The 25,628-nt window shown below is 64.5% G+C and carries 23 protein-coding genes; 10 read left to right on the forward strand and 13 right to left on the reverse strand.

Annotated elements, in window-relative coordinates; translation table 11 throughout:
• Positions 1–101: 101 nt before the first annotated feature.
• A complete protein-coding gene (locus AB4Y67_RS02810) occupies positions 102–1,757 on the forward strand; it encodes a PucR family transcriptional regulator (protein ID WP_441404277.1) in 1,656 nt (551 codons plus the stop codon).
• Between the two features lie 31 nt (positions 1,758–1,788).
• Here the strand turns inward: AB4Y67_RS02810 and AB4Y67_RS02815 are convergent, their stop codons facing one another.
• Positions 1,789–2,133 carry a hypothetical protein gene (locus AB4Y67_RS02815; RefSeq protein WP_441404278.1) on the reverse strand — a complete coding sequence of 115 codons (345 nt, stop codon included), beginning with the start codon at positions 2,131–2,133 and terminating at the stop codon, positions 1,789–1,791.
• A 161-nt stretch (positions 2,134–2,294) separates the two neighbouring features.
• Here AB4Y67_RS02815 and AB4Y67_RS02820 point away from each other — a divergent pair, with 161 nt between their 5' ends.
• Entirely contained in the window at positions 2,295–3,050 is a 756-nt protein-coding gene (locus tag AB4Y67_RS02820; protein WP_441404279.1) for a hypothetical protein, read from the forward strand.
• A 104-nt stretch (positions 3,051–3,154) separates the two neighbouring features.
• Here AB4Y67_RS02820 and AB4Y67_RS02825 read toward each other — a convergent pair whose 3' ends face one another.
• Together AB4Y67_RS02825 and AB4Y67_RS02830 are read right to left on the reverse strand one after the other, a co-directional pair.
• The gene (locus AB4Y67_RS02825) at positions 3,155–3,952 is read right to left on the reverse strand and encodes a dioxygenase family protein (RefSeq protein WP_441404280.1); all 798 of its coding nucleotides are present in this window, start codon (positions 3,950–3,952) and stop codon (positions 3,155–3,157) included.
• Between the two features lie 59 nt (positions 3,953–4,011).
• Positions 4,012–4,953, reverse strand: coding sequence for a helix-turn-helix domain-containing protein (locus AB4Y67_RS02830; RefSeq protein WP_441404281.1), 942 nt, complete (start codon positions 4,951–4,953; stop codon positions 4,012–4,014).
• A 111-nt stretch (positions 4,954–5,064) separates the two neighbouring features.
• Here AB4Y67_RS02830 and AB4Y67_RS02835 point away from each other — a divergent pair, with 111 nt between their 5' ends.
• From AB4Y67_RS02835 to AB4Y67_RS02850, 4 genes are all read left to right on the forward strand, one after another.
• Positions 5,065–6,477, forward strand: coding sequence for a DJ-1/PfpI family protein (locus AB4Y67_RS02835; protein ID WP_441404282.1), 1,413 nt, complete (start codon positions 5,065–5,067; stop codon positions 6,475–6,477).
• A complete protein-coding gene (locus tag AB4Y67_RS02840; RefSeq protein WP_441404283.1) occupies positions 6,474–7,496 on the forward strand; it encodes an alpha/beta fold hydrolase in 1,023 nt (340 codons plus the stop codon). Before AB4Y67_RS02835 ends, AB4Y67_RS02840 begins: the two co-directional genes overlap by 4 nt.
• A 169-nt stretch (positions 7,497–7,665) precedes the next feature.
• Positions 7,666–8,439, forward strand: a complete 774-nt coding sequence (locus AB4Y67_RS02845; RefSeq protein WP_441404284.1) for a hypothetical protein — start codon at positions 7,666–7,668, stop codon at positions 8,437–8,439.
• Positions 8,440–8,482: 43 nt separating this feature from the next.
• Positions 8,483–8,626, forward strand: coding sequence for a hypothetical protein (locus AB4Y67_RS02850; protein WP_441404285.1), 144 nt, complete (start codon positions 8,483–8,485; stop codon positions 8,624–8,626).
• A gap of 9 nt (positions 8,627–8,635) precedes the next feature.
• Here the strand turns inward: AB4Y67_RS02850 and AB4Y67_RS02855 are convergent, their stop codons facing one another.
• Entirely contained in the window at positions 8,636–8,938 is a 303-nt protein-coding gene (locus AB4Y67_RS02855; RefSeq protein ID WP_441404286.1) for a hypothetical protein, read from the reverse strand.
• Between the two features lie 436 nt (positions 8,939–9,374).
• On the opposite strand from AB4Y67_RS02855, the gene AB4Y67_RS02860 reads away from it, so the two are divergent.
• Positions 9,375–9,740 (forward strand): hypothetical protein, encoded by a 366-nt coding sequence (locus tag AB4Y67_RS02860; protein ID WP_441404287.1) that lies wholly within the window; start codon positions 9,375–9,377, stop codon positions 9,738–9,740.
• 691 nt (positions 9,741–10,431) lie between these two features.
• Here AB4Y67_RS02860 and AB4Y67_RS02865 read toward each other — a convergent pair.
• On the reverse strand, positions 10,432–11,139 hold the full coding sequence (locus AB4Y67_RS02865) for a hypothetical protein (RefSeq protein ID WP_441404288.1): 708 nt from the start codon (positions 11,137–11,139) through the stop codon (positions 10,432–10,434).
• A gap of 290 nt (positions 11,140–11,429) precedes the next feature.
• On the opposite strand from AB4Y67_RS02865, the gene AB4Y67_RS02870 reads away from it, so the two are divergent.
• A complete protein-coding gene (locus AB4Y67_RS02870) occupies positions 11,430–12,941 on the forward strand; it encodes a GMC family oxidoreductase (protein ID WP_441404289.1) in 1,512 nt (503 codons plus the stop codon).
• Positions 12,942–13,446: 505 nt separating this feature from the next.
• Here AB4Y67_RS02870 and AB4Y67_RS02875 read toward each other — a convergent pair.
• Positions 13,447–13,830: a DUF898 family protein gene (locus AB4Y67_RS02875; protein ID WP_441404290.1), complete on the reverse strand. Its 384-nt coding sequence runs from the start codon at positions 13,828–13,830 to the stop codon at positions 13,447–13,449.
• 664 nt (positions 13,831–14,494) lie between these two features.
• On the opposite strand from AB4Y67_RS02875, the gene AB4Y67_RS02880 reads away from it, so the two are divergent.
• Positions 14,495–15,502: a hypothetical protein gene (locus AB4Y67_RS02880; protein WP_441404291.1), complete on the forward strand. Its 1,008-nt coding sequence runs from the start codon at positions 14,495–14,497 to the stop codon at positions 15,500–15,502.
• Between the two features lie 928 nt (positions 15,503–16,430).
• Here the strand turns inward: AB4Y67_RS02880 and nrdF are convergent.
• The 7 genes from nrdF to AB4Y67_RS02915 all read right to left on the reverse strand — a co-directional run bounded on the left by nrdF (position 16,431) and on the right by AB4Y67_RS02915 (position 24,516).
• Positions 16,431–17,405 carry a class 1b ribonucleoside-diphosphate reductase subunit beta gene (gene nrdF / locus AB4Y67_RS02885; protein ID WP_224046702.1) on the reverse strand — a complete coding sequence of 325 codons (975 nt, stop codon included), beginning with the start codon at positions 17,403–17,405 and terminating at the stop codon, positions 16,431–16,433.
• Between the two features lie 96 nt (positions 17,406–17,501).
• Positions 17,502–19,622 carry a class 1b ribonucleoside-diphosphate reductase subunit alpha gene (gene nrdE / locus AB4Y67_RS02890; protein ID WP_441404334.1) on the reverse strand — a complete coding sequence of 707 codons (2,121 nt, stop codon included), beginning with the start codon at positions 19,620–19,622 and terminating at the stop codon, positions 17,502–17,504.
• Between the two features lie 77 nt (positions 19,623–19,699).
• Positions 19,700–20,206, reverse strand: coding sequence for a class Ib ribonucleoside-diphosphate reductase assembly flavoprotein NrdI (nrdI, locus tag AB4Y67_RS02895; protein WP_441404292.1), 507 nt, complete (start codon positions 20,204–20,206; stop codon positions 19,700–19,702).
• 38 nt (positions 20,207–20,244) lie between these two features.
• A complete protein-coding gene (nrdH, locus tag AB4Y67_RS02900; protein WP_056429759.1) occupies positions 20,245–20,490 on the reverse strand; it encodes a glutaredoxin-like protein NrdH in 246 nt (81 codons plus the stop codon).
• Between the two features lie 527 nt (positions 20,491–21,017).
• Complete coding sequence (locus AB4Y67_RS02905; RefSeq protein ID WP_441404335.1) at positions 21,018–22,373, reverse strand: class I SAM-dependent methyltransferase; 1,356 nt, start codon at positions 22,371–22,373, stop codon at positions 21,018–21,020.
• Positions 22,374–22,375: 2 nt separating this feature from the next.
• Positions 22,376–23,107 carry a DUF1365 domain-containing protein gene (locus AB4Y67_RS02910; RefSeq protein WP_441404293.1) on the reverse strand — a complete coding sequence of 244 codons (732 nt, stop codon included), beginning with the start codon at positions 23,105–23,107 and terminating at the stop codon, positions 22,376–22,378.
• A complete protein-coding gene (locus AB4Y67_RS02915; RefSeq protein WP_441404294.1) occupies positions 23,104–24,516 on the reverse strand; it encodes an NAD(P)/FAD-dependent oxidoreductase in 1,413 nt (470 codons plus the stop codon). The genes AB4Y67_RS02910 and AB4Y67_RS02915 overlap by 4 nt, the downstream gene beginning before the upstream one ends.
• Positions 24,517–24,689: 173 nt before the next feature.
• On the opposite strand from AB4Y67_RS02915, the gene AB4Y67_RS02920 reads away from it, so the two are divergent.
• Positions 24,690–25,622, forward strand: a complete 933-nt coding sequence (locus AB4Y67_RS02920; RefSeq protein WP_441404295.1) for a LysR family transcriptional regulator — start codon at positions 24,690–24,692, stop codon at positions 25,620–25,622.
• Positions 25,623–25,628 lie beyond the last annotated feature (6 nt).

Genomic DNA, 25,628 nt, shown 5'->3' on the forward strand with positions numbered 1-25,628 from the left:
AATGCCTGTCGATTCCTTCCCCAATGGTGACGTAGATCTCTTCTCGTCTATATGTGAATTTCACCAAAAGAGTGACATTGAGCTTGTGATAACTTCCATGTATGGATATCCAGAATCAGAACTTGGCCGAGGCCGATCTCCAGCGGGCCGTCGTACGGCTCTCGGACTGCCTCGAGCTGATGCAGGCCGATCTGGTGCAGGCAAATTCCACCCCGGAGAACCTCGCTCACCCCGTCTCTGACGTCCTCATGTACGACCCGCTGGACGAGTGGACCAGCGCCGATGACCGCATCATCCTGGCGGTGGGCCTGACCTGCGGTTCCGCGGATTTTGACCAGTTGCTCCACCGGGCCTCGAACAGCAACGCGGCGGCAGTCATTGTCAAGGCCCACGGGGCGTCCCTGGAGCAGCTCCGATCCGCCGCCGTCCGCCACAGCCTGGCAGTCCTGGTGGCACCGGACAGCTTGGATTGGACGCGCCTGGTGGCACTGGCCAGGGCCTCCGTGACGGGGGCGGCCGCAGATTCGGTTTCAGGGGTCCGGCTCGGTGACCTCTACGCCTTCGCGAACGCCGCGGCGTCCATCACCAGCGGCGCCACCAGCATCGTCGATCCGCTGGGACGGGTGCTCGGATACTCCACGCTGCCGGGCCAGCCCGTCGATGAATTGCGCCGCGTCACGACGCTCTCCCTGCAAGAGATCAAGCCGCCCGCATTCGATACGGACTTCAAAATCGTCTACGGATCCGCGAGCGCGGTCCTCATCCCCGCGGCAGGCGAGGAAATGGCACGGCTGGCCCTCGCGGTCAGAGCCGGCGGGGAACTGCTCGGCACGATCTGGGTCATCGACCCGGGCGAAGAAAAGCGTGGGGCCGCACTGGACGCGCTCGACAGGATGGCCCCCCTGGCCGGACTCCACATGCTCCATGCGCGCTCGGCGTCCGACTTCGGCGAACGCCGGAACGGGGACTTGATCCGCACGCTCATGGACGACACGGCCCATGCCTCATTTGCCGCGGCCCAGCTAGGACTCGATGCAGCCCACGGGCTCGCCGTCGCGGCGTTTTCGATCGTCCGCCCCGAAACCGGGAGTCTTGAAACAGTGCGGGAAATCCGACGGCTGCTTCATCTTGTGACGACAGTCTGCAATATCCAGTTCAACACCGGCCACAGTGCCCTCATCGGCTCGGTCGTCTACGCCCTGCTGCCCTGCGAAGGATCCAGTCCCCGGGCCGTGCATCGGCGCGTAGTCCAGGAGATCGGAGCGTACGCCCACACGATCAGCTCCTACTCGCTCATCGCCGCCGTTGGCGGTATCGCCCTTGGTGTGGAGGACCTGCCACGGTCCAGATCTGAAGCACTGGATACCTTGCAATATCTGCTCCGGCACCCGGCCAGACCGGGTTCCAGTGGCGGGCAATCCCCCGCGGCCGCGGTGCTCTTCGAGGACTACCGGGTCCCGCTGAATCTCCTGAAGATCGGGGCCTTCATCGCCGACGCCGGGCTCTCCGACGTCGACGACATCACCAGGATCCAGGCCCACGACGCCGAACAGCAGACCGACTATCTGGAAACCTTGCGGTCGTATCTGGAATCGAACGGAAGTATCTCCGCGATGGCGGAGCGGCTCCACGTGCACAACAACACGGTCCGCTACCGCGTCGGGCGCCTTGCCAAGGATCTTGATATCGATCTAAACGACCCGCAGAAACGCCTCTGGCTCTGGCTGCGCCTGACAACCATGGACCTCACGGCCTAGCGACCCAGGCCGAGTATCTCGCCGGATCTTTCTACGCGGACGTCCTGCCCGACTCCGGGAGGCTCCCGATGATCGTGAAGATCAGGGCAATATAAATGATGAAGAAGACCACCCACAGGACGAACAAGCCAATCCCCACCCAACCCAGCACCCGCCCCTCGGGCGCAGGCACGCCGTAGGCCTCGGCCTTCTTCGACCGGGCGATCGCCAACGGCCCGAACAGGACCCCCAGGCTGAAGATCGACAGGATGCCGAACACTGTGGCCAGCCGGGCGTGCCGCATGCCCTCCATGTACCAGCGCAGCTGACCCATCGTCACTGGTTGCTGGTCCTGGTTCCGATACGCGTATTGCGGTCCGTACTGGCTGGTCGACATTGGTCCCCCTGGTATTCCGTGCTGCTGGCGATGGTTGCGGTCACAGCATATGGCGTTGCGGGCAGAACTTTCGCCCCGACTGTAATGCCGGGCCATGCCCGGGAAACCTAGTCAGTGAGCGGGACGACCAGCCCGCCGTCAAAGAACATGGGGGTTACACAATGAAATCCAAGCGCACCGCCTTCGCCGCAACCGTCACCATGGCGGGGTTTGCCGTCAGCCTGGCCCTTGCAGGCTGCGCGCCGCAGACAGGCAGTCCTGCCGCCGCCTCGAACCCTGCCGTAAGTAGCACGGCCGACCGCACGGCAACGCTGACCATCGCATCGACGTCCACCGCGGCGCCGGAGGCCCCCGCCACCGGTGCGGTGCCGGCGTCGAAGGTTCCCGCCTCACCGCAGAAGCATGTGACACCCGGGCTGAAGACCTTCACCTTCCCGGACGGGCATATCTCGTTCGCCTATCCGGAGAAGTGGACGGTGCGGACCGTCCTCCCTCCAGCCGGGCTTCCCGGCGTTGAAGCGATTGTCGCTGACGACGCGGGAAACGAACTCCTGACCCTGGCCAACGGCGTCACCGCCGGGTGCGCGGGCGGCCCCGTGTCGCGCCAGGTCTTGGACCAGGCGTCGGTTCCGGGAATGAAGGCCCCGAACGGCACGGAACCCAGCTTCGGATTCGTTGCGGAAAACTATGGGAACGGCGAGGCGTATTTCATGGGACTCACCGATCCCCGGTCGCTGAAGGAAGGAGAGGGCGTCTCGTCCTGGTGCAACCTGATCCCCACGGCGAACGGCGGCCTTTTCACCCGCGTTCATTTCAACGACCCCGGCTTCCCGAACCACGGCGCGGCCAAGGCCTGGATGGCGACCGATCAGTACGCCCAGATCAAGGCCCTGCTGCTGAGCCTGAAATACGCCTGAGCCTGGCTGGACAACCCGCGGCGGATGCGAAAAGCCCTGCACCCAACCGGGTGCAGGGCTTTTGCGTTTGCGCTGCCGGGTGACTCGCTGCCCGCCGCCGTGCCTTAAGTCAGGGTCCAGGAACGCTTTGACAGGCCGAACCAGAACCCGTCAATCGCGGTTTTGGCGTGCAGGTCGCCGGACTCGTAAGCCGCACCGAGTGCGACATACAGCGGGGCCCAGTGTTCGCTGCGGGGGTGGGCCTCGCGGGCTGCCGGGGCCTTGTGCAGGAAGTCCAGGATGGAGTCGACGTCGCCGCGCGCCATCGCCTCCTCGGCCCATTGATCGAACTCACGGGAGACCGACGGCGGCGTGCTGTCGGGTCCGCCGGCTGGGTTGAACCAGCGCAGATTGTGCGTGGTGAACCCCGACCCGACGATCAGCGTGCCGCGGTCGCGCAGCGGCGCCAGCGACTTGCCCAGATCGAACAGGCCCTGCGGATCAAGGGTGGGCATGGACATTTGCACCACCGGTACATCCGCGTCGGGGAACATCTCCTTGAGCGGGACGTAGGCGCCGTGGTCCAGGCCGCGGTACTCGTCGCGCTCAACGTGGTGGCCGTGGCCGGCCACGAGCTTCTCCACCTCGGTGGCCAGCCCGGGGGCCTGCGGGGCGTCGTAGGTGACGTCGTAGTACTTCTGGGGGAAGCCGCCGAAGTCGTAGACCAGTCCCGGGTTGCGTCCGGTGGCGCTGAGCGTGACCGGGGCGTTTTCCCAGTGGGCGGACACCATAAGGATGTCCTTGGGCTTGTCGAAGGTGCCGGACCATTCGTTGAGTTCGCGGGTCCAGGTGGCGTCGTCGGCCAGCGGCGGCGCACCATGGCTGAGGAAGAGAACCGGAGGGAGTTCGAGCGTCGATGTCATGACATCATCGTACTCCGTTTTACTTGAAGGTTCAAGTGTCCAGAAACCTCGGCTGCGTCCTAAGTACGTGTACGGCCCCGGTAAAGGCGCCGGTAACCGGACGGTGTCGTGTTGAGTTCACGCATGAAGTGCAGCCTGAAGTTCGCCGTCGTTCCCAACCCGGTCCTGGCTGCGACCGCTTCGATGGTCAGATCGGTGGTCTCCAGCAGCTGGCACGCCTCGGCGATCCGCTGGCCGGTAAGCCAGCGCAGCGGCGTCGTCCCGGCCTCGGCGAGGAATCGTCGGGCGAACGTGCTCGGCGCCCATCCGGCGTGGGCGGCCATGTCCCCCACAGAGAGCGGCTCCGCCAGATGCTGGCGGGCCCAGGTGCAGGTTGGGCCGAATTGGGCCAGCGGCACAGCAACTGGACGTTCAATAAACTGGGCCTGCCCGCCCTCGCGATGGGGCGCAACAACCATGCGCCGGGCGATGCGGTTGGCCGCTTCTGTTCCATAGTCTTTGCGGACCAGGTGAAGGCACAGGTCGATGCCGGCGGCCACGCCGGCGCTGGTGCTGATGGCGCCGTCGTCGACGTAGAGGACTTCCGGGTCAACTGCCACCGCAGGGTGCAGGGTCTGGAGCTGTTGCGCATTCCTCCAGTGGGTGGTTGCCCGTTTGCCATCCAGGAGCCCGGCAGCTGCCAGGGCAAAAGCACCTGTGCACACCGAGACCACCCTGGCCCCGCCGGCGGCTGCCCGGCGAAGCGCGTCGCACACAAGTTCAGGAGGGTCGCTGAGGGGTTCGAACCCCGGCACCACGATCGAGTCGGCAGTAGCCAATGCGTCGAGTCCCTCTGCGGCGTAGATGGAGAATCCCGACGTCGTGGCAATCATGCCGGGCTCTGCCGCGCAGATCCGGAACGAATAGCGTTTCCGTTCGTCCTCGTGGCCGAAGACCTGCGCAGGAATGGCGAGGTCGAAGGCGACGACCCCGGGCAGCGCCAGCGCAACGACATGATGCATGCAGTTACTGTACCTATCTGGCCGGCTCCGGAAGCCCCGAAAGCAGGATTCTTTTCAACGTAGGCGTTTTTACCACTCTCACGGTCGGGCCAAAGCTGCCAGCGTTGACCTATGAACAAATATTCAAAGGCACTGCACCGGCTGGGGCGCGCCGCCTTGGCCGTCTCGCTCGCGGGCGCGACCCTCGCCTCCGTCCTGCTGGCCGGCACCGCGGTGATCAGGCACGACAACGGTCTGGACGCTCCGGCGGCCGGTCCCGTCGAGGCTGCTGCCAGCGCCCTACACCCGGCCGCCGGGACGATCCACGTTGCCTTCGTTTTGGGTCGAAGCGGGACCGAGGCGGCCGATGTGCTTGCCCCGTATGAGGTTTTCGCCCGGTCGCCCAGATTCGCTGTATCGACAGTTGCCGAAACCAGGCTGCCCGTCCAGCTGGTGGGAGGTCCCGCCGTCGTGCCCGCCAGCACCTTCTCCGAGGTGGACAGCGGTGCGGCGTCCGCGCCGGATCTCCTGGTGGTGCCCGCCGTCGAGAACCCGTCCGGGGACAGCGAAGCCGCTACAAGATCCTGGATCGCCCGGCAATCTGCCCGGGGCATCAATATCCTGGGGATCTGCGCCGGGTCAGTGCTGCTCGCCGAGACCGGGGTGCTCGACGGGCACCGCGCCACCTCGCACTGGTCACGGATCGGTTCACTGAAGAAGAGTCGGCCGGGCGTTCAGTGGGTGGGCGGCCAGCGCTTCGTCCAGGACGGCCGGATTACGACGACGGCTGGCGTGACTTCCGGCGTCCCCGGGGCACTGCAGCTGATCCACGACCTCGCCGGGCCGGCGGAAGCTGCGCGGGTCGGTGCGGAGGTCGGTTATCCGGGCTGGTCACCGTCGGGCAGCACGGCCATCCCCGAACAGGCTTTCAGCGCCAGCGACGCGCCCGTCGCGCTCAACGCCGCACTCCCCTGGTTCCGGCCCACCGTCGGCATCGGCCTGACCGACGGAATCGGCGAGATCGACGCCGTCGCGCCCTTCGAGGTGTACGCCGTCTCCGGTGCCGCGCGGACGGTTGCCGTCGCCGCCACGCCGTCCATCACCACCAAACACGGCATGGTCCTGCTCACGACGCTTCCGTCCACTGACGGGCCGGCGATGGACCGGTTGATCCTGCCAGGCACCGCCGCCGACGACGCGCGGCTCACCGCCTGGGCAGCGAAATGGTCCCTCGGCACAACCGCCCTGCCGCAAAGTTCGCGCCAGGGCACGGCCTTCGATGCGGCCCTCGAAGAGTTGTCCCGGCATGCGGGCAGCGCTGCGGCTRCTTCGACGGCCAAATTTATTGACTACCCCACGGCCGGGCTCCGGCTGCACACCGACGCGACGGACACCCGCTCCCTGTGGTTGTGCGCTCTGGCGGTGGTGGCCGCGGTCGGCATCGGCGCGCTCCCCGGACTGATCCGCTCCGCCGGGCGCAAAACGGCGACCACAAAAACACCCGCACCCCACCGTACGTTCAGCCCTGAAAGTGGAATGTCATGACCATCACCGCCCCTGCCTCCTCCCCCAGCCGAAAATCACGCAGAATCCGGAACCTCTGTGTCGTCCTGGCCACCCTGGCCGGGCTGGTTGCCGCGTCCACCACGGCCAACCTGGTGATCGAACACGCCGAGCGTTCCTCGACCGCACCCTACGGGGAAAGGGTGCAGGTCAGCCACGGAGCGCTGAACGTTTACCGCACCGCCGTCGGCCGCGGACCCGGCGAACCGGGCGCGGGAACCTCCGGCACCGGCAAAACCATCGTGCTGTTGAGCGGGCTGGGCACTGCGGCACCGGCCCTCGACTTCGCGCCGCTTATCCGGGAGCTGGGCGGTTACGACGTGGTGGTCGTCGAGGGATTCGGCTACGGGTACAGCGACCTGTCCCCCAGGGAACGGACTGTCGAGAACATCACCTCAGAACTGCATGAAGCCCTGTCGAAAGTGCACGTCGGCGGACCGTACATCCTCGCAGGTCATTCCATCGCTGGTTTCTACACCCTCTTCTACGCCAACAAGTACCGGACGGAAGTGTCGGCCGTCGTCGGCATAGATCCCACAGTCCCCGCTGTCGGTGCCGGTCATGCGGACGCCGGGGCCGCTCCGGACGGCGTCAACTGGGGCCGCCTGCTCTCCACCACGGGAATCGTCCGTTGGGCCAGCACCCTTGCCCCCGCGCTGGTCGAACCGGACGGCGACGCATACTCGGCGGCCGAACGTGAGCAGATGCGCCGGATGACCAGCTGGAACTACGGCAATCCCGCCGTCGCCGACGAGACAAACCGGATCGCGGAGAATGCCCACAAGGTGCAGGGACTCCGCTACCCGGACGATCTGCCCGTCCTGACATTCCTGGCCGGCGACAAGGAATCCCCGCCGAACCTCGCTGTGCACGAGGAGCGCCTACAGAACGTCAGGCAGCATGCGGTGGTTGTGCTCCCGGGCGGACACTACCTCCACTGGACGCAGGCACCGGCCATGGCGCAGCAAATCACGGCCTTCCTCAGCCAGGTTCCCGGGTGATGGAAGCCGGTGCCGCGGGCGGACCGCCTGCGGCACGGCCCCAAAGGTAACGACGCCGGCTGGGCCAGCCTGCGGGTTCCTGCAAAGCCCTTCCCGTGTCACCTCGACCGGAGACAGGCCGAGGGACGACGTCCGTCGAGTGTCTGAGGTGACCGGTAACCTCGTCATCATGACTGAAAGCCCGCAACTGGTGAACCGAGCACGCGATTGGATCGCAAAAGCCCGTTCATTTCACTTCCAACAGCGCAGCAGACACCGCAAGGTCAGACGCCTTGGAAAGACCCGCCTGACCTTCACCACAGGCCAGGGCATAACCAACCTGAGCGCCTTTTTTGTTGCCGGGTCGACAGGCTCAGCAGACCTGCCGGATTGGGCTGTCTTGGGTGTTTTGCTCGGGGGCTTCCTGGGCGGCAAGTACCTCTTCCCCGTCCCGGACAGCAGCATCGCCAGCCGGAGGGGCCCTGCCGATGTGGTCAGTCGAAGCGCTACGGAGCTCGACAGCATGACCCCGGAGGAAGTCCGGGTCTACGAGAACAACATGGTTCTCAAGCACCGGCTCAAGGGCTCCGGAGGGCTGGGGACCGAACAAGCACTTCAGCGTCAACAAGAGGCCGCCCGGAAATCCGAGGAGGCCGCTGGCGTGACCCCCGGAAGCCTGAGCGGCGTATCGTTGATTGACGCTCAGGCCTTCAGCTCAATTGCCGCCCGGCACAAACTTCTCGACAGCCGGTGGCTGGCCTACGAGGTGGACCCGAAATTGCAGTTCGATTTTCCGGCGATGTCCGATACTGCTTTCCCCGCCACCGCGGCCATGATCAGGGCGAGGCGGAGGGCCGAACAGGCGAAGTCAGAAGGCAACACGGCGAACTACCAGTCCGCCGTGGCGGCGTTCGGCACGGCGCTTTCTGTAGCCGAAGCCGCCGCCGGAGTGCCCCAGAGGTAGGCCACCTGACTACGGAATCCCATCTAGTCGCTCACCCAGCGCTTTGAAGACAATTTCGCCGTTCGGCCGGTTCACCATCGTCAAGCAGCACGGCGACACCCATTTCCAGGCCATCGACGCCCTCGTCCGCACCCACCCGACCGAGCTCCAGCAGCACCCGATCGCGTATCTGGCCCACGCCGCCTGATTCGCGCGGCTACTGCTCCGTGAGGCGCTGCCGCTGGGACCCCCAGATTCGCGCCACGACGTCCATGTAGTCCGACTGGCAGCGGTGTGCTTTGTCAGTGATTCTGGCCCCGGCAGCTTCGTCGGGAGCGGTAACGGCGAACCCGAAACCCAGGTGGCTGTCGTCCACCTGGGTCACCGGGTCAGGGACGGCGCCGCTTGCCGCCACGCAGCGGTGGGCCTCGGATACCGCCGCCCTATACTCCTGCTCCGAGACGCGGAGGTCGGCAAGCGGTTCTTGCTGGTACGGGCTGGTGGCGGACCGCAGCTGCACCTTCTGATCCTCCGAAAAGTTCTCCGCGCATCCTGTCATCACCAGCAGAAACGCTGCCACGGCGAACAGGCCCCCGACTCCTCACATGACTCAGGATCCTACGCTTGTCCTCGCGGAGCGGCGGGGCTGGGCAGGGCGGTGTTTAATAGCCTAGCTTTTGCGAGACCCGCCGCTCGTGGGGGTGGATCACGTTCACCACCAGGCCCGACCGGAGCGGATGGCTTGCCAACCGGTGGGCTGAACGTAGACTCAGCCCATGGCTGGTCCTGGGGGAACGAGAATAGTCCGCGGTGTTCTAGTGCTCGTTGGTGTGATAGCCGCCGTTGCCCTGGCCGGGTGCGCCTATGAGGACGAGGGCAATCCGCCGCCAACGGAAGCCAGCTCAAGTGTCCGGCCGGCGGCAATCTTGCCTTCGAAGGGGGCGGACATACTGGCGGTGGAAACGCGCAACTATGCTGAGCTGGAGCAGCGTCTGGCGGGCGCGGCCAAACCGGTGCTGCTGGCCGTCTCCGGCCCGGCCGACGGAACCGGCGTGGGATTCAGCAAGTCCGCGACGGTGACAACCGCCGGCCCGCACACTGTGACGGTCGCGTGCGTGGGTGCTCCCCGAGCCCTCGTCTGGCTCTCCCAGCAAATTGTCGGAGGCATCGAACACACGGAATTTCAGCTGGATTGCAAGGGAACCCAATCGCAGGTCGTCCACCTTAATGAAGGGTCCGTAAGTGCGCATCTGATCCGACTTCACCCGGACGGCGGCGCATGGACGGGCGCGGTCGCCGGCATAGAAATCACCGTCGAATGATGGTCCTGTAGGACCCGGTTTCTTCCGGCAACATCCGCGAACTGCACCGGCGGTACCGCACCCCGCCGCCGCATCGTCCGAAGTCCCGGGTGGGTACGCCCGCCAGGCGCACAAGGACGCCCAGGACCTTGGCCCGATCATCAAGGTCCATCCGAGCCGGTTGAGGGTGCACCGCATCCCCCCGGCTCGAGCCCGGACTGGTTTACGTGACGTATGCCGGCACGCTGTACCACCCGGCCTGGCGCATACCCGGACGGGCTGGGGCTGATCGCTGAAAGCACGGTTGAGCGGCGCAAGGAATGTACCGCCTGCGAAGATCCGCTCACCGACTCACTCGGCGCCCGCGCCTCTCCTTCTTGTCGGTGGGATAAGACTCGGCCTTAGCGCGGTGACCGGACACCCGGTCGGTGGGAGGATGCGGCAAGCCCACTGCCACGCAGCCGCGTAAAATGCCCCCCGCCCACCGTTCGCTGAGCCGGCCCGACGAGAACGCCCCCGCAGTAACAGCCGCAGCGATGGAAAATGCGCCGATGAAATACGGATTCAGGTTTTGCACGAGGACGTAGCTCGAGTGGCTGCTTGGATCTGCCAAAGCTATGACACCGGCGATGACAGCCAGGCCCGCGAAACGTCCGCTGATCCGGCGTCGCCGTCGCACCGCAACGATGTTTCCTTCGACGGACCCAATCACTTAGTCGCTCCTCCAGGGCGCCGTGCCGTCCTCCAGCTCGCGGATTGCGACCCGGTCCGGCTGCGGGCCCAGCCACTGTTGGGCCCGTCCGTAACTGCGCCACATGGAAACACTAAGGAGTATCAGGGCAATGCCACCGGCACAGCCCAGGACGATGGACATATCCAGCAGGGCGTGCGCTTCATCGTAGCCTGGATCGTCGTAAGCGGATCCGCCCCGGGCAGACCATGCTTCGAACTCCTGCACTCCGGAAACAATGCTGGTCGCCAGCAGCGCGGATAACCACAGGAGTGATGCCGCACCCGCGAGGTGGCTCCCCCGCATCATCCGCCTGTGCCGGTTCCAGGCCTTGAATGTCGTCGGACGCAGTTCTGCCGGCATTGGCCCCAGTGCTGCTGCGGAGCGTTTCCACCAGCGATGCAGCAGGACCGAGGTGAGGATCAGTATTGCGGTCAGTCCACCAAGTGCAGTGGCAAGGAGATCCTTCGATTCCTGCAAATACTCGTAGGCAGGATGGCCGAAGGCGACGTCGCCCCGCAGGAGCGGCCCGCAGACGTTCAGGAGCCAGAAGCTGACCAGGAAGAGCCCAGCAGCCAACGGCAGTTGGACGACAATGACGGTGATCACGTAGGCCACGTTCATCCGCCGGCAGCGCCGGGACCACTCCGTTGTGCGTTCGGCTGTCTCTGCGTGCTGCAGATCTGTCATTGAGGTCCCCCCACCCAAATGGCTACGTGGCTGCAGCCTAGCCGGGGAGAAAGACGCTGGCCGCTCTCCACGCCGCACGGCTGTCTACGCATATTCCCGGGCAGAGACCCGCGCCGATCGAAGACCTGTTGATCTGCACCTGGCCTCCTTACGGTCATTGGGCGGGATCCGGGTGACATCCGCGCCGTCGGCGTTGATCGCAGCCCGGAGACCTCTCCGGTCCGGTTCGAATTCGATCTGGAAATATCCCGGCCGCGGTCCGAGACTGGAATCGGAAGCGAGGGCAAGAGATGAAGAGCCGGTTTGACGTGGCCGTGGTGGGTGCGGGCAGTGCAGGCTGCGTGTTGGCTTCGCGGCTGAGCGAGGACGCCGACCGCGAGGTGGTGCTGTTCGAAGCGGGGCCGGACTACCCGGCGGCGAGCCTTCCGGCCGACCTCGCGGACGGCATCCACGGCACCAGCACGGCCTCGCACGACTGGGGGCTTCATGGGACGGGTGTCGCCGGCGGACCTCCACTGGGCCTTCCACAAGGGCGGGTGACCGGGGGCTCGTCGGCCGTCAATGCCACCTTCGCCCTGCGCGGGCATCCGGCCGATTACGACGGCTGGGCCTTGCCGGGATGGACATTCGCCGACGTGCTGCCGTCTTTCCTCCGCCTTGAGCATGACCTGGACTTCGGTTCCTCGCCCTATCACGGGACGGACGGCCCTGTACCGATCCGCCGCTACCGGGGGGACGAACGGTCCGAGCTCACGCTCGCCATGGAGGACGCCATCGCGGACGTGGGGATCCCGCGAATTCCAGACCACAACGCCCCGGGCGCCGTCGGCCTGTCGGCGCTACCAGTCAACTGCGTGCGAGGCGTCCGGGTCAGCACCGCGCGGGCCTACCTGGATCCCATCCGCTCCCGACCCAACCTGACGATCCGCGCGACCTGTCCGATCGCCGAGGTCGTGATTCGTCACGGGCGTGCGATAGCCGTCCGGTCCTCCGACGGAGAGATCGTCACGGCCGATGAGGTGATCGTCTGCGCTGGCGCCTACCACTCGCCCGCGCTGCTCATCCGGTCTGGCATCGGCCCCGCCGCGGACGTAGCCGCATTGGGCAGGCCCGTCACGATGGACCTGCCCGGTGTTGGGTCGAATCTCGCCGACCACCCCTGGGTGGCAATCGACCTGCCCTGTCTTCAACCGCTGGGCGACCCTCCGCTGTTCCAGGTGATGGCGACAGCCCGGAGCAGCCTGAGGTCCGCTGGGGATCCCCCGGATCTCCAGCTCATGGTGTGCGGACCGTACCGGCTTGAGGACGGGTACCACTGCTCATTCGCCGCAGCATTGCTGAAGCCGGCGTCGCGCGGTGAGGTGCGGCTGCACACGCTCGACCCGAACGCCGCACCGGCCATCGACCTCGGGTACTTCCGCAATTCGGTGGACATCGACCGATTGGTGGAGGGCCTGCAGCTCGCGGACGCTGCCGCGTCCCACCCTCACCTGACCCGGATCACTCGCGGTTCCCGGCTCGCGCCCCGGCAGGACCTGGTGGCTGACGCCGTCGCCGTTCGCGCCTGGATCAAGGCCACGGCCACGACCTACCATCACCCCGTGGGCACCTGTGCGATGGGAACGGACCCCCGGGCCGGCGCCGTGGTCGACACGTCGGGACGGGTGTACGGAGTGCCGGGCCTCTCGGTGGTCGACGCCTCGATCCTTCCTGAACCGCCGTCGGCCAACACCAACATCCCCACGATCATGGCCGCCGAGCACATCGCGGCCCGGCGTCGCTGGGTCGGGGCGGGACTCTGAGGAACGTAGGAGGTGTGCCACATTGGTCGGCATGGTCTCGGCCTGCCGTCGGGAAGCCGGTTGTTCTGCGCAGCAGACCATCAGATGCGCTGTGAGACCCACTCGTGGAGCGCGTCGATGCTCCACGATGGAGCCCGCACCAGGATCAGTTCCCGGTGTTCCCGGTGGACCTCGTGGATGCCGTCCTCACGGGATAGCTCGCGGACAAGCCGATCGACGTCGGCTGACCGTTCGTAGGAGATCTCGGTCGCCCAGACCGATATCGAAGTCGTAGGCCCCCCGGTTAGTCCCGAATGCTCTCGATTTCGAAGGGCGGCTCTGGCACCATCCCGGCGGCGGGGTTGCCTTCACTTAGCTGGCCGATGAGCTCGGAAGAACGGCGGCGCAGGGCCACCGCCCTCGTAGGTGTCGGCATTCAAGCTCGGGCGCACTACGGTGGTAACGGCACGACCGTACCACCGAAAGTAGAGAGCCCCGCACGCCAGAGTGCGCAGGGCCATTCCGCCTACGCGTGAACGGTGTTCTCAACCTTCCACTGCATCATCCGCGGGTAGACCCAGAAGGTATAGATGCCCACCGTGATGATGCTCAGCAGCAGCCACTTGAGCCACAGGCCGAAGATGCCCCACCCCGTGCCGATAAACCGAAGCTGCCGGCCGTGGAGATAGGTGTTCTTGGCCCTCCACCGTTCGATCAGAACAATGGCAAACGGGTAGCAGATCCCAAGAGTGCAGATCATGATCAGGGCTCCTAGGAACTGGGTGCCGAACCAGGATGCGGCTCCGCCGCGGAATTGGTAGATCTGTACCCCGGGAACGGTTCCGAGGCCGGTAGGAACGAGAACGATGCGGCCTTGACCGCGGGGGTCAGTGCGAGGCTGGCCGGTCACTGGTAAGGGGTTCCTGTTCCGCCATCGTTCCCGGTTTTCCCGGCCGAGGCCTGCACTAAAACTCAGCCCGACATGTGACTACGCCGGAGCTGCCTCTGGGGCCTTTCCGTGCAATTTCCTCCTGTGACCGGATCGCCTTTCGGGACCCCTTGTCCACGATGGCCCGCTCGTTGGAAGCCCGCTCTGAACGCCTTCGCCATCACCTTTAGCAACCGATTCCCGGCAGCTGAGAACTACCAAATGAAAACGCCGGATACCCCGGTAATAATGAGTTAGTCCCGCGAGAAAGGCTTCCGCATGTGAACATCCTCGCTGCAAAAAACAAATCCTCACGATTCAGCAGTCAAGCAAACCCGGGGCAGCCCCATTCGTTGACGAACTCGTGGGTAACATAGAGGCTCGGGCGACGGCGTCTCATCTGGCGAGACGCCGTTTTGACCGCCGAGTAGTGCATTGTGCTTAAACAGCCGCCAATCCGCTACTGGCCGTCCCCGGAGAGATGGCAAAGATGCCTAAGTTTTTTTGGACTTCATTGAGAGCAGAGACATTGGTTTACTTCGAACCCCAGCGCCAACAAACGAGGGTGCCACATCCACCACAGCCAAATCAATCGCTTCATAGCTCTCGTCGGCGTTGGTCGTGGTTGAGTGTTGGACTTGTCAGCATGTTGATTGCTGTTTATGCGATCTATACGGCTTTCGGGGTCTCCGAAGTTTTCGGTTATTCGGCCGGGCTCTCTTACGATGACGCGGAGTTGGTGAAGCAGCAAAGCGCGGGGGACGTGGCGATGGGCATGTTGCTTCCCACCGACAGCATCCTTCTCTTCTTGCTGTTGGCTGTTGTGACTGCTCTGCACGTCGGGGCACGAAAATCGGTATTCGGAATTACCTGGATGACGAGAACTGGGATGTTAGTGACGCTTGGGTCGTTCGTGTTGTCGCTCTTCAAAATTTCGGTGCTATTTCCGCTGCTATTCAGCATGATTGGTTTTGGTGTCTCGACTGCTGGTTCGCCATCCGATCTCCACGCGCCGTCTGCCAAGGAATACGTACTCAGCGATGTAGAGCTCATTACGTACACGTCAGGCGCGAATCGTGTGACCGGTTCGGTAACGAACACCAGTTCTTACGATTGGGAAACGGTCACTGTCGACTTCATCCTCAAGGATAAGGCCGGCAAAGCGTGTTATCGGGCCAACCAACAACTAAAATACATCGGCCAAGGCCAGGTTGCACAACTGGTCACTGGTCGAATTGAAACCTATATGCTCGCTCAACCGAGTTGTGGGGCGACCGCGGTGACGATGGCTGTTACAGGATTTGATGTGGACTCGCGGTCGACTAAGGACCCGGAGAATGACGCCCCTCAGGTGCCCGCCTTCACGAGTCTAAAACCACTGCTAGAACCAGACACTTTGGGGATGCTGAGGGCTTCAGTCACCGGAGTCGTTGATAGGACCTCGCGCGAGCAGCTGGATCTTAAGACCGGGAGCCAGGACACCAGTGAATTCATGTTTGAACTGGTGAGAACTGATGGTGTGCGGTTGGACATGTGCTTCAAGCCGAAGGTGATCGCACCTGACGGGAGCTTCATGACTGGCCGATATCACAGCCCCGTGGATCAAGGCGTGATTGCATCTGCTGTCTTTGTGCCACATTGTGACGGATCTTGATTGTCAAGATGTGGACAGGTGGAGTTGTAGATCCTGACCAGACGATCAGGATCGTTACGGTGCCACCTTTCGCAGTGCTGAACTTGACGAAAAGTCGCAGAAAATCATTGGACGAATGAGATGCTTTGATGATTCCTCAAGAGGTGGTTAGAGGGCTCTAGGGAACACGAAGAATAGTGGGCCTTCGCAGATAAGCGTAGATGCCGGGTCTGAGGATGGCGCTGTCGCGTGGGTATTCCGTGCTGGCGGCGTGATGCGGCAGGAACGGGTTCTCAGGGACTCTTTGAATTGGTAGCGACCAAGCAACCAAAAAGCGACCCTGACATAAAAAACTTTATGTCTTGCTCCTATGGTTGCTGGTGCACGCGTGCAGATGCGTTGCTGGGTATCGAGGGTGTCCACGTCCATTCCGTCTCGGCAACCGGGACTGGCCTGGTTCCGGGCGTTGAAATTGGCGAGGAACTCGCAGGTTGTCCGGACTGCGGTGTCGTAGCGATCGGCCGCGGCCGCCGCCAGGCCCGGCTCCATGACATTACCCGTTTCGGCCGGCCCGTTCGGTTCCTGTGGGCCAAACGCGTCTGGCGATGCCGGACCCGGACTGCCCGATGACCTCTTTCAGCGAAGACCATCCGTTGGCAGGTCCATGGGCGAAACTCACTGCCCGCGGACCGGCCTGGGCCACCGACGCGCTGCAGGCGTTCGATCCCCCGGTCTCTGCCCTGGCCCAGTCGGGAAGCCCCAGCGTCTCTGCTCCGGGGCTTCTCGGGGGGCGCATGCTTGACGATCTGGACGGCCTTCACAAACGCAATTCGGTCGGCCTCGATCACAGTAGTGGGGCACAAAGCCAGGTACCGCGGAATCTCACACACAGATGCATTTCTTCCAAATAGAATGCCATTCTTCCATTTGGTCGACATCTCACAAAGGACTAGAAGTCCCAGTCGTCATCCTCAGTATTGACAGCCTTGCCAATCACATAAGACGAACCCGAACCCGAGAAGAAGTCGTGGTTCTCGTCCGCGTTGGGCGACAGGGCCGACAGGATGGCCGGGTTCACGTCGGTGACAGAGGCCGGGAACATGGCCTCGTAGCCCAGGTTCATCAGCGCCTTGTTGGCGTTGTAGTGCAGGAACTTCTTGACGTCCTCGGCCAGGCCGACGGAGTCGTAGAGGTCGTGCGTGTACTGGACCTCGTTCTCGTACAGCTCAAAGAGCAGCTCGAAGGTGTAGTCCTTGATTTCCTGCTTACGCTCCTCGGACAGGCCCTCCAGGCCCTTCTGGAACTTGTAGCCGATGTAGTAGCCGTGGACGGCCTCATCGCGGATGATCAGGCGGATCAGGTCGGCCGTGTTCGTCAGCTTGGCCCGTGAGGACCAGTACATCGGCAGGTAGAAGCCGGAATAGAACAGGAAGCTCTCCAGCAGCGTGGAGGCCACCTTGCGCTTCAGGGGATCGTCGCCCTGGTAGTAGTCCATGACGATCTGGGCCTTCTTCTGCAGGTTCACGTTCTCGGTGGACCAGCGGAATGCCTCGTCGATCTCCTTGGTGGAAGCCAGCGTGGAGAAGATGGAGGAGTAGCTCTTGGCGTGCACGGATTCCATGAAGGCGATGTTCGTGTAGACAGCCTCTTCATGCGGAGTGAGCGCGTCCGGGATCAGCGAGACGGCGCCGACGGTGCCCTGGATGGTGTCCAGCAAGGTCAAGCCCGTGAACACGCGCATGGTGAGCTGCTGCTCGTCCGGGGTCAGCGTTGCCCAGGACTGAACGTCGTTGGACAGCGGAATCTTCTCCGGCAGCCAGAAGTTATTGACCAGGCGGTTCCAGACGTCAACGTCCTTGTCGTCCTGGATGCGGTTCCAGTTAATGGCTTCAACGTGGCTAAGCAGCTTGACCTTTTCGGTCATGTCATCCCCTAAAAAGTTGGGTTGGTTCTCTAGTTAAAGCGTACGACGGCGGGCGGGCGCCCGCCGTCGTACTGAAGCAAAATCAACCGATATCGGTTACAGCATGCAGCTGACGCAGCCGTCCACCTCGGTCCCTTCCAGCGCGAGCTGGCGGAGACGGATGTAGTAGATGGTCTTGATGCCCTTCTTCCAGGCGTAGATCTGCGCCTTGTTGATGTCGCGCGTGGTGGCAGTGTCCTTGAAGAACAGCGTCAGGGACAGGCCCTGGTCCACGTGCTGCGTCGCGGCGGCATACGTGTCGATGACCTTCTCGTAGCCGATCTCGTACGCATCCTGGTAGTACTCCAGGTTGTCGTTCGTCAGGTACGGCGCCGGGTAGTACACGCGGCCCAGCTTGCCTTCCTTGCGGATCTCGATCTTGGACGCCACCGGGTGGATCGAGGAGGTGGAGTTGTTGATGTAGCTGATCGAGCCGGTCGGCGGAACAGCCTGCAGGTTCTGGTTGTAGATGCCGTGCTCCATGACGGAAGCCTTCAGCTCCTGCCAGTCGGCCTGCGTCGGAATGTGGATGTTCTTGAACAGCTCGGCGACCTTGGCGGTCTGCGGGACCCATTCCCGGTTCGTGTACTTGTCGAAGAACTCGCCCGAGGCGTACTTGGACTTCTCGAAGCCGCCGAAGGTCTGCCCGGTCTGGATGGCCAGCAGGTTGGAGGCGCGGACGGCATGGAACACCACCGAGTAGAAGTAGATGTTCGTGAAGTCCAGGCCCTCTTCGGAGCCGTAGTGGACCCGCTCGCGGGCCAGGTAGCCGTGCAGGTTCATCTGGCCCAGGCCGATCGCGTGGCTCTGGTCGTTGCCGCGGGCGATCGAGGGCACCGAGGTGATGTTGGACATGTCCGAGACCGCCGAGAGCGCGCGGATGGCCGTCTCGATGGTCAGGCCGAAGTCCGGCGAGTCCATGGCCTTCGCGATGTTCAGCGAGCCCAGGTTGCAGGAAATGTCCTTGCCGGTCTGGTCGTAGGACAGGTCATCGTGGTACGTCGTGGGCTGGGAGACCTGGAGGATCTCGGAGCACAGGTTGGACATGATGATCTTGCCGTCGATCGGGTTTTCCCGGTTCACGGTGTCCTCGAACATGATGTACGGGTAACCGGATTCGAACTGGATCTCGGCGAGGGTCTGGAAGAACTCGCGCGCCTTGATCTTGGTCTTCTTGATCCGGGAATCGTCCACCATCTCGTAGTACTTCTCGGTGACCGAGACGTCGGAGAACGGCATGCCGTAGACCTTTTCGACGTCGTACGGCGAGAACAGGTACATGTCCTCGTCCTTCTTGGCCAGCTCGAAGGTGATGTCCGGGATGACGACGCCGAGGGAGAGGGTCTTGATGCGGATCTTCTCGTCCGCGTTCTCGCGCTTGGTGTCCAGGAACCGGTAGATGTCCGGGTGGTGCGCGTGCAGGTACACCGCTCCCGCACCCTGGCGGGCACCGAGCTGGTTGGCGTAGGAGAAGCTGTCCTCGAGGAGCTTCATCACGGGGATGACGCCGGAGGACTGGTTCTCGATCTGCTTGATCGGCGCGCCGACCTCGCGGATGTTGGTCAGCGCGAACGCCACGCCGCCGCCGCGCTTGGACAGCTGCAGCGCCGAGTTGATGGACCGGCCGATCGACTCCATGTTGTCTTCGATGCGGAGCAGGAAGCAGGAGACCAGCTCGCCGCGCTGCTTCTTGCCGGCGTTCAGGAACGTGGGGGTGGCCGGCTGGAAGCGGCCTTCGATGATCTCGTCGACCATCGCGGTGGCAAGCTTTTCGTCGCCGCGGGCCAGGTGCAGGGCCACCATGCAGACGCGGTCCTCGTAGCGCTCCAGGAAGCGCTTCCCGTCGAACGTCTTCAGCGTGTAGGACGTGTAGAACTTGAACGCGCCCAGGAAGGTCTCGAAACGGAACTTCTTCTTGTACGCGCGGTTGTAGAGCTCGCGGATGAAGTTCATCGTGTACTGGTCGAGGGTTTCGCGCTCGTAGTACTCGTTCTTGACGAGGTAGTCGAGCTTTTCCTCGAGGTCGTGGAAGAACACGGTGTTGTTGTTCACGTGCTGCAGGAAGTACTGGTGCGCCGCCTCGCGGTCCGCCTCGAACTGGATCTCCCCGTTCGGGCCGTAGAGGTTCAGCATGGCGTTGAGCTCGTGGTAGCCCAGGCCCTGGTAGGCGGCCGGCATGGCCGGCTTCTCACCGGGGACGGTGTGCTTCTCGACGGCGCTGGTCTTCTCGGCGGAGCCGAGGGATGAAACCCCGGTCACTTCGGTGTCTTCGACAGTCGTGTCCAAAATTCTTCCAATCCTTGTTGTACTCGGCTGACGTCTTCCGGCGTCCCCATGAGTTCGAATCGATATAGGTGGGGCACCCGGCATTTGGCGGCGATGATGTCGCCGGCCATGCAGTAGTTGTCCCCGAAGTTCGTGTTGCCCGCCCCGATCACTCCCCGGAGCTGTTGCCGGTTGCGTGGATCGTTCAGGAAGCGGATGACCTGCTTTGGAACGGATCCCTCTCCCCCGGTGCCTCCGTAGGTGGGAAGCACCAGCACGTAGGGCTCGGTGGCCACGAGCGCGGACTCCCTCGAGTGGAGGGGTATCCGGGCGGCGTCGATGCCCAGCTTCCTGATGAAGCGTGCGGTGTTCTCGGAGGTGGAGGAGAAGTAGATGAGGTGGCTGCCGGAGGTCCGGACTGCGTCCGGGTTCCTGCCATCGTCCGCCAGCGGCGCTGCGTCTGCTGCCGGCGTCGTACCGGCGGTTGCCAGTGCCATGGGAGTCACCTCATCTGACTGTCTTCGTTCGAAGCGTTTCAGGCCACCGCGACGGCGGAAGCCTGGGCCAGTTCTTCGATCTTGTCGGGGCGGAAACCGGACCAGTGGTCCTGGTCCGTGACGACGACCGGAGCCTGCATGTAGCCGAGGGCCTTCAGTCGCTCGAGGGCATCCGCATCCTGCGAGATGTCGACGCTCTGGTAGGTGATGCCCTTCTTGTCCAGCGCGCGGTATGTCGCGTTGCACTGAACACAGGCCGGCTTCGTGTAAACCGTAACGGTCATGGTCCCTGTCCCCTTTTTGTTGAAGTCTTTGGTACTGCAAAATGTTGGCTGCGTAGGAGCTGATGCTGTTGAGCTGAGTCTCTGCTGCGTCTTTGGTGCCAGTTGTCCGGGCGGGCCGGTCCGGGACAGGAATCCTTATCCGTTACTGGCCGTACCTGGCGGGCACTGCTGCTCCTGAACCGCTGCTCTTACTGCTGCTCTGGAACTGTATGTCGATACTACATGTAGTGCAAGAGCCCGATGTGGACCCCAAGATGATGTATTACAAGTATGTCATTTAATGCACCGCCAGTCCACAGGCAGGGTGCCTCAAAATGTCCGTGTTTCCGCCATTTTGACGGACGAAATCCACAGGCTGTGGAGTACCTTTGCACAATTAACTGCCCTGCGTGTCGCGTGGGAGACGGCGTGTCGCGGTGTGGCCCGCGGTGTGGTTAAACACCGTATGTAGTGTCAGGGGACACGAAGAAGGCGGGCACCCCCGGGGGTGCCCGCCTTCCACGGCGTGAGGAGTCTTACAGCGACGCTCAGCCGGCCGCCTCGCCAGCCGTCCGGCGGTCCAGCACGATCTGCTGCACGTCGAGGTAGCCGGTCTCGAAGCCCGCGCGGGAGTAGCAGAGGTAGAACAGCCACATGCGCTGGAAGATCTCGTCGAAGCCCAGTCCCTGGACGTCGGCGGAGCGGGCCATGAACCGTTCCTCCCAGAGCCGCAGCGTCTGGGCGTAGTGCTCCCCCATGGCGAGGCGTTCGCGGACACGGAGACCGGTCTGCTTCTCAGTGATGTCCTCGATGGCCCGCACGGAGGGGATGACGCCGCCCGGGAAGATGTATTTGTGCACCCAGGTGTAGCTGGAGCGGGTGGCCAGCAGCCGGTCGTGCGCGATGGTGATGGCCTGGATGGCGACCTTCCCGCCGGGGGCCAGGACCCGTTCGATCGTCTGGAAGTAGGTGGCCCAGTACTCGAAGCCCACGGCCTCGATCATCTCAACGGAGACGACGGCGTCGTACTCGCCTTCCACGGCGCGGTAGTCCTTGAGCTCGATGGTGACGGCGTCGGTGTAGCCGGCGTCGGCGACGCGTTTGCGGGCCAGTTCCTGCTGCTCGCTGGAGAGGGTGACGGAGTAGACGGTGGCGCCGCGCTGGGCGGCCCGGAGGGCGAGCTCGCCCCAGCCGGTGCCGATTTCCAACACCCGGGTCCCCTGTCCGACGCCGGCCTTGTCCAGCAGCCTATCGATTTTGGCCTGCTGCGCGGAGGCGAAGCCATCCCAGGCGACGGTCTTCAGCGCCTCCCCCGATTCGGGGAACAGCGCACTGGAGTACGTCATGGTCTGGTCCAGGAACGTGCCGAACAGCTCGTTGGAAAGGTCGTAGTGGCGGGAGATGTTGGAGCGGGTGTTCTGCTCGGTGTTGCGTTCCTTGCGCGGCTGGCGCGGCAGGTAGAGCGCGCGCAGTTTTTGCAGCGGCTCGGGCACCAGGGTCCCAACGCGGGCGGCGAAGACCTCCATCACGGCGGTGAGGTTGTCGGCGTCCCAGTCTCCGGCCATGTAGGACTCGCCCAGGCCGATCAGGCCGCCGTCGCCGAGCCGCGCGGCGAAGGCCTCGGGACGGTTCATGGTCATGACGGGGTACGTGCGGCCGGGCACGGCCGCCTTGCCGAGGACGGTGCCGTCGGGGTAGCGGACTTCGAGCGGAAGCCGGCGGACGGCTGCTTTGAAGATGGCCTCGGCAACGCGGCCGGCCACGGCGGTTTTCAGGCCGGACGGGACCGTGGCGATGCTGGGCCAGATGGCGGCGTCGACGACGGCGGGCGGCTGCGGGACGGTGTAGGGGGCTGCGGCCTCGTTCGTCCGGCGCGCCGCGCCCGATCCGGTCGCTTCGGTCATTGTCACTGAACTGCCTCCTGTGAGGGGTGGTGTGGTCGTTTGATGATGGGCAGCCGACGTGCCCAAAGCTTAATTCCCTGCCAGCGGATCTGAGCTGAGACGCGCAGGGGTGCCAGCGGGACCGCGAGCGCCGCGGCGAGGATGTTCCGCACGGTGGCGTCRTGCCGTTCGCCGTCCACGCTGGCGACGAAGGGCCGCTGCCCCTCGCGCTCGAGGACGATCGAGACGGCGAGGCGTTCGCCGGGTTCCGGGAGTTTCATCCGGTACTCGCCCTCGACGTCGTTGAACGGCGAGACGTAGAACGCCTTGGGCACGCTGGCCCGGCCGGCGTCATCCGTTTCGAGGAGGTAGCAGTGGCGTTCGCCGTACGTGTTGTGGACTTCGGCGAGGACGCAGCGCAGCTCCCCGGCGGCGTCGTGGCACCAGAACAGGCTCAGCGGGTTGAAGACGTGGCCGAACACCCGGGCGCTGGCCAGCATGGTGATCCGGCCGCCGTCGAGGGTTATCCCCCGGGCGGCCAGGAACGCCTCAACGTTTCCGCGCAGGGTGCCGTCCGGGTCGCCCAGGTGGTCCGCCACACTGAAGCCGGCGAGGGGCCGGAGCAGGCGGGGCACCGCGGGCAGCCGGTCGACGTCGACGTACCAGCTGTAGCTGCGGTACGTGAACGCGTTCTTGAGAGGGGTGCGCCGCACGTGCGCGATGGAGGTGCGGTAGATGGCGGCCGTGGTGCTCATGAGCCCTCCGCGGAGACGGTCTGCAGGTCGGGGTCGACGGCGACGGCGCGGTACTCCTCGTTAAGTTCGACGGCGGGGCCGTTCCAGGAACGTCCGAGCCGCTCGGCGGCCTTGACGCCGGAGAGCGCGCCGTCCTCGTGGAAACCCCAGCCGTGATAGGCGCCGGCGAAGGCCAGGCGGCCGTCGCCGAGCGCGAGGATCTGCTGCTGGGCCTTCAAGGATTCCGGGGTGTACTGCGGGTGTTCGTAGACCATGCGCTCAATCACCGTGTTGTCGGCGATCAGCTCGGATTCGCCCAGGCTGACGATGTAGCGCCCCATGTCCGCGGGGGCCAGCCGCTGCAGCCGCGTCATGTCGTAGCTGACCAGGACCTTGTCCGGCCGGGCGTCGCAGGCGGGCAGGCGGTAGTTCCAGGACGCCTTGGCGTTGTCGCTGGACGGCAGCACGGCGGCGTCGCGGTGGAAGACGGTGTGGTTGACCGAGTACGGCATCCCGCCGAGCGCGTCCCGCTCGGCGTCCGAGGCGTCGGTGAGCATTCCCAGTGCCTGGGCGGGGTGGGTGGCGATCACGACGGCGTCGAAGTTTTCGGTGCGGACGCCGCTGTTCCCTTCACTGACCGTCAGCTCGACGCCGTGCGCATGACGGCGCACTCCGGTGACCGGGCTGGAGAGGCGGACGTCCGGCAGCGTGGCGGCGAGCTTGTCCACGTACGTGCGCGAGCCGCCGGTGACGGTGCGCCACTGCGGCGAGCCCGAGACGCCGAGGAGGCCGTGGTGGCCCAGGAAGGTGAAGAGGTAGCGCGCCGGGTAGGCCAGCGCCGTGGTGGGGTCGCAGGACCAGACCGCGCTCACCACCGGGGTCATGAAGTGCGAGATGAAGTAGCTGCTGAACTTCTCCCGGGCAAGGAACTCCCCCAGGGTCAGTTCCGGTTCCCCGGACGGGTTTTTCCCGGCGGGCGCCGCTTCGGCGAGCAGCGCGCGGGCCCTGCGGTAGAAGCGCATCACCTCGAGCAGCATCAGCAGGTAGCGGCCGCGCAGCACGGTGGAGGGACGGGGCAGGATGCCGCGGCCCTTGGCCCGGGCGCCGGCGTACTCCAGGCCGCAGCCGTCGCAGCGGACGGACATGCTCATTTCCGAGTCCTGGGTTTCGATGCCCAGCTCGGCGAAGAGCCTCAGCAGTGTGGGGTAGGTCCGCTCGTTGTGGACGATGAAGCCGGTGTCGATCCCCAGCACCGGGCCTCCGTCCTGCGGCACGTCGTGGGTGTGGGCGTGGCCGCCGAGCCGGGAATCGGCTTCGAAGAGGGTGACGGTGTCCTGCCGGTTCAGGACGTACGCGGCGGTGAGTCCCGCCACGCCGCTGCCAATCACGGCTACTCGCCGGCCCTGGGGAATTCCTGCTGCATCTGACACTGATCTGCTCCTGTTGGCTTCGCCTGAATCGTCCTGGTGAATCGTCTATGGGCAATTCGTCGCCGAGGGGCCGACGGATGAGTGCGACTTTCCAACATTCTGCTTCCCACCAATGTGCCAGAATGAAGCGGGATTGCGGTCCCGCCTCACCGGAACCTGCGAAGGGCAGCACTTTGATCAATCCCGTTCACCTGCGGACCCTTGTCGAAGTGACCCGGCTGGGATCCTTCGCGGCGGCCGCCACGCGGCTCGGCTACACGGCGTCGGCGGTATCCCAGCAGATGTCGGCGCTGGAACGCGACACCGGCGTCGAGCTGTTCCAGCGTTCGGCGCGCAGCATCCACCCCACCGAAGCGGCCCTGGTCATGACCCGGCATGCGGCCAAGGTCCTCACGGACATCGAGACCCTCATGGCGGCAGCCTCCCGCACCGGGGATCCCGCCCGGCAGGAACTCCGCCTCGGCATCTTCCCCAGCCTGGCCACGTATGTGCTGCCGCGGCTCCTGGAAAACCCGGCCTGGAAGAAACTCGGCATCGACCTGCGGGTATCCGTGGCGGAGCCAGCCCAGACCATCCAGGGCCTGCGCGCCGGCGGCGAGCTCGACGTCGCCCTGGTGTACCAGGTGGGGCAGTCCGGCCTCGCATGGCCGCACACCGTGAACCGGCAGTGGATCGGCGACGACGACTTCCGGGTGGTGCTGCCCGCGGCCTGGGGCATCGGCACGGAGTCCAAGGTCGCGGCGGACCACCTGTCCGACATGCCGTGGATTGTGCACCACCCGGGAACGTCCGACGCCACCGTGATTGAGCGGCTCTTCGCCAGCTGCAACCTGCACCCGCGCGTGGTCGCGTACAGCGATGACTTCCACGCGAGCCTCGAGATGGCCGCGGCCGGGCTGGGCGCGGCCCTGGTTCCGGAGCTGGCCCTGCTGCACCGTCCGGCCGGGGTGGTGGTGCTGGACGTTCCGGAGATCCGGCTGGCCCGCAACGTCTTTGCCCTGCTGATCAACGAGAAACAGACCGCACAGGTCCAGCTGTTCGTCGAGCTGCTGGCCGACACGTTCAACTCCTCCACCCTGAAGCAGGCCATCCCCCGCAAGGGCTGACCCGGG

The sequence above is a fragment of the Arthrobacter sp. YAF17 genome, assembly GCF_052113365.1.
Classification (GTDB): Bacteria; Actinomycetota; Actinomycetes; order Actinomycetales; family Micrococcaceae; genus Arthrobacter.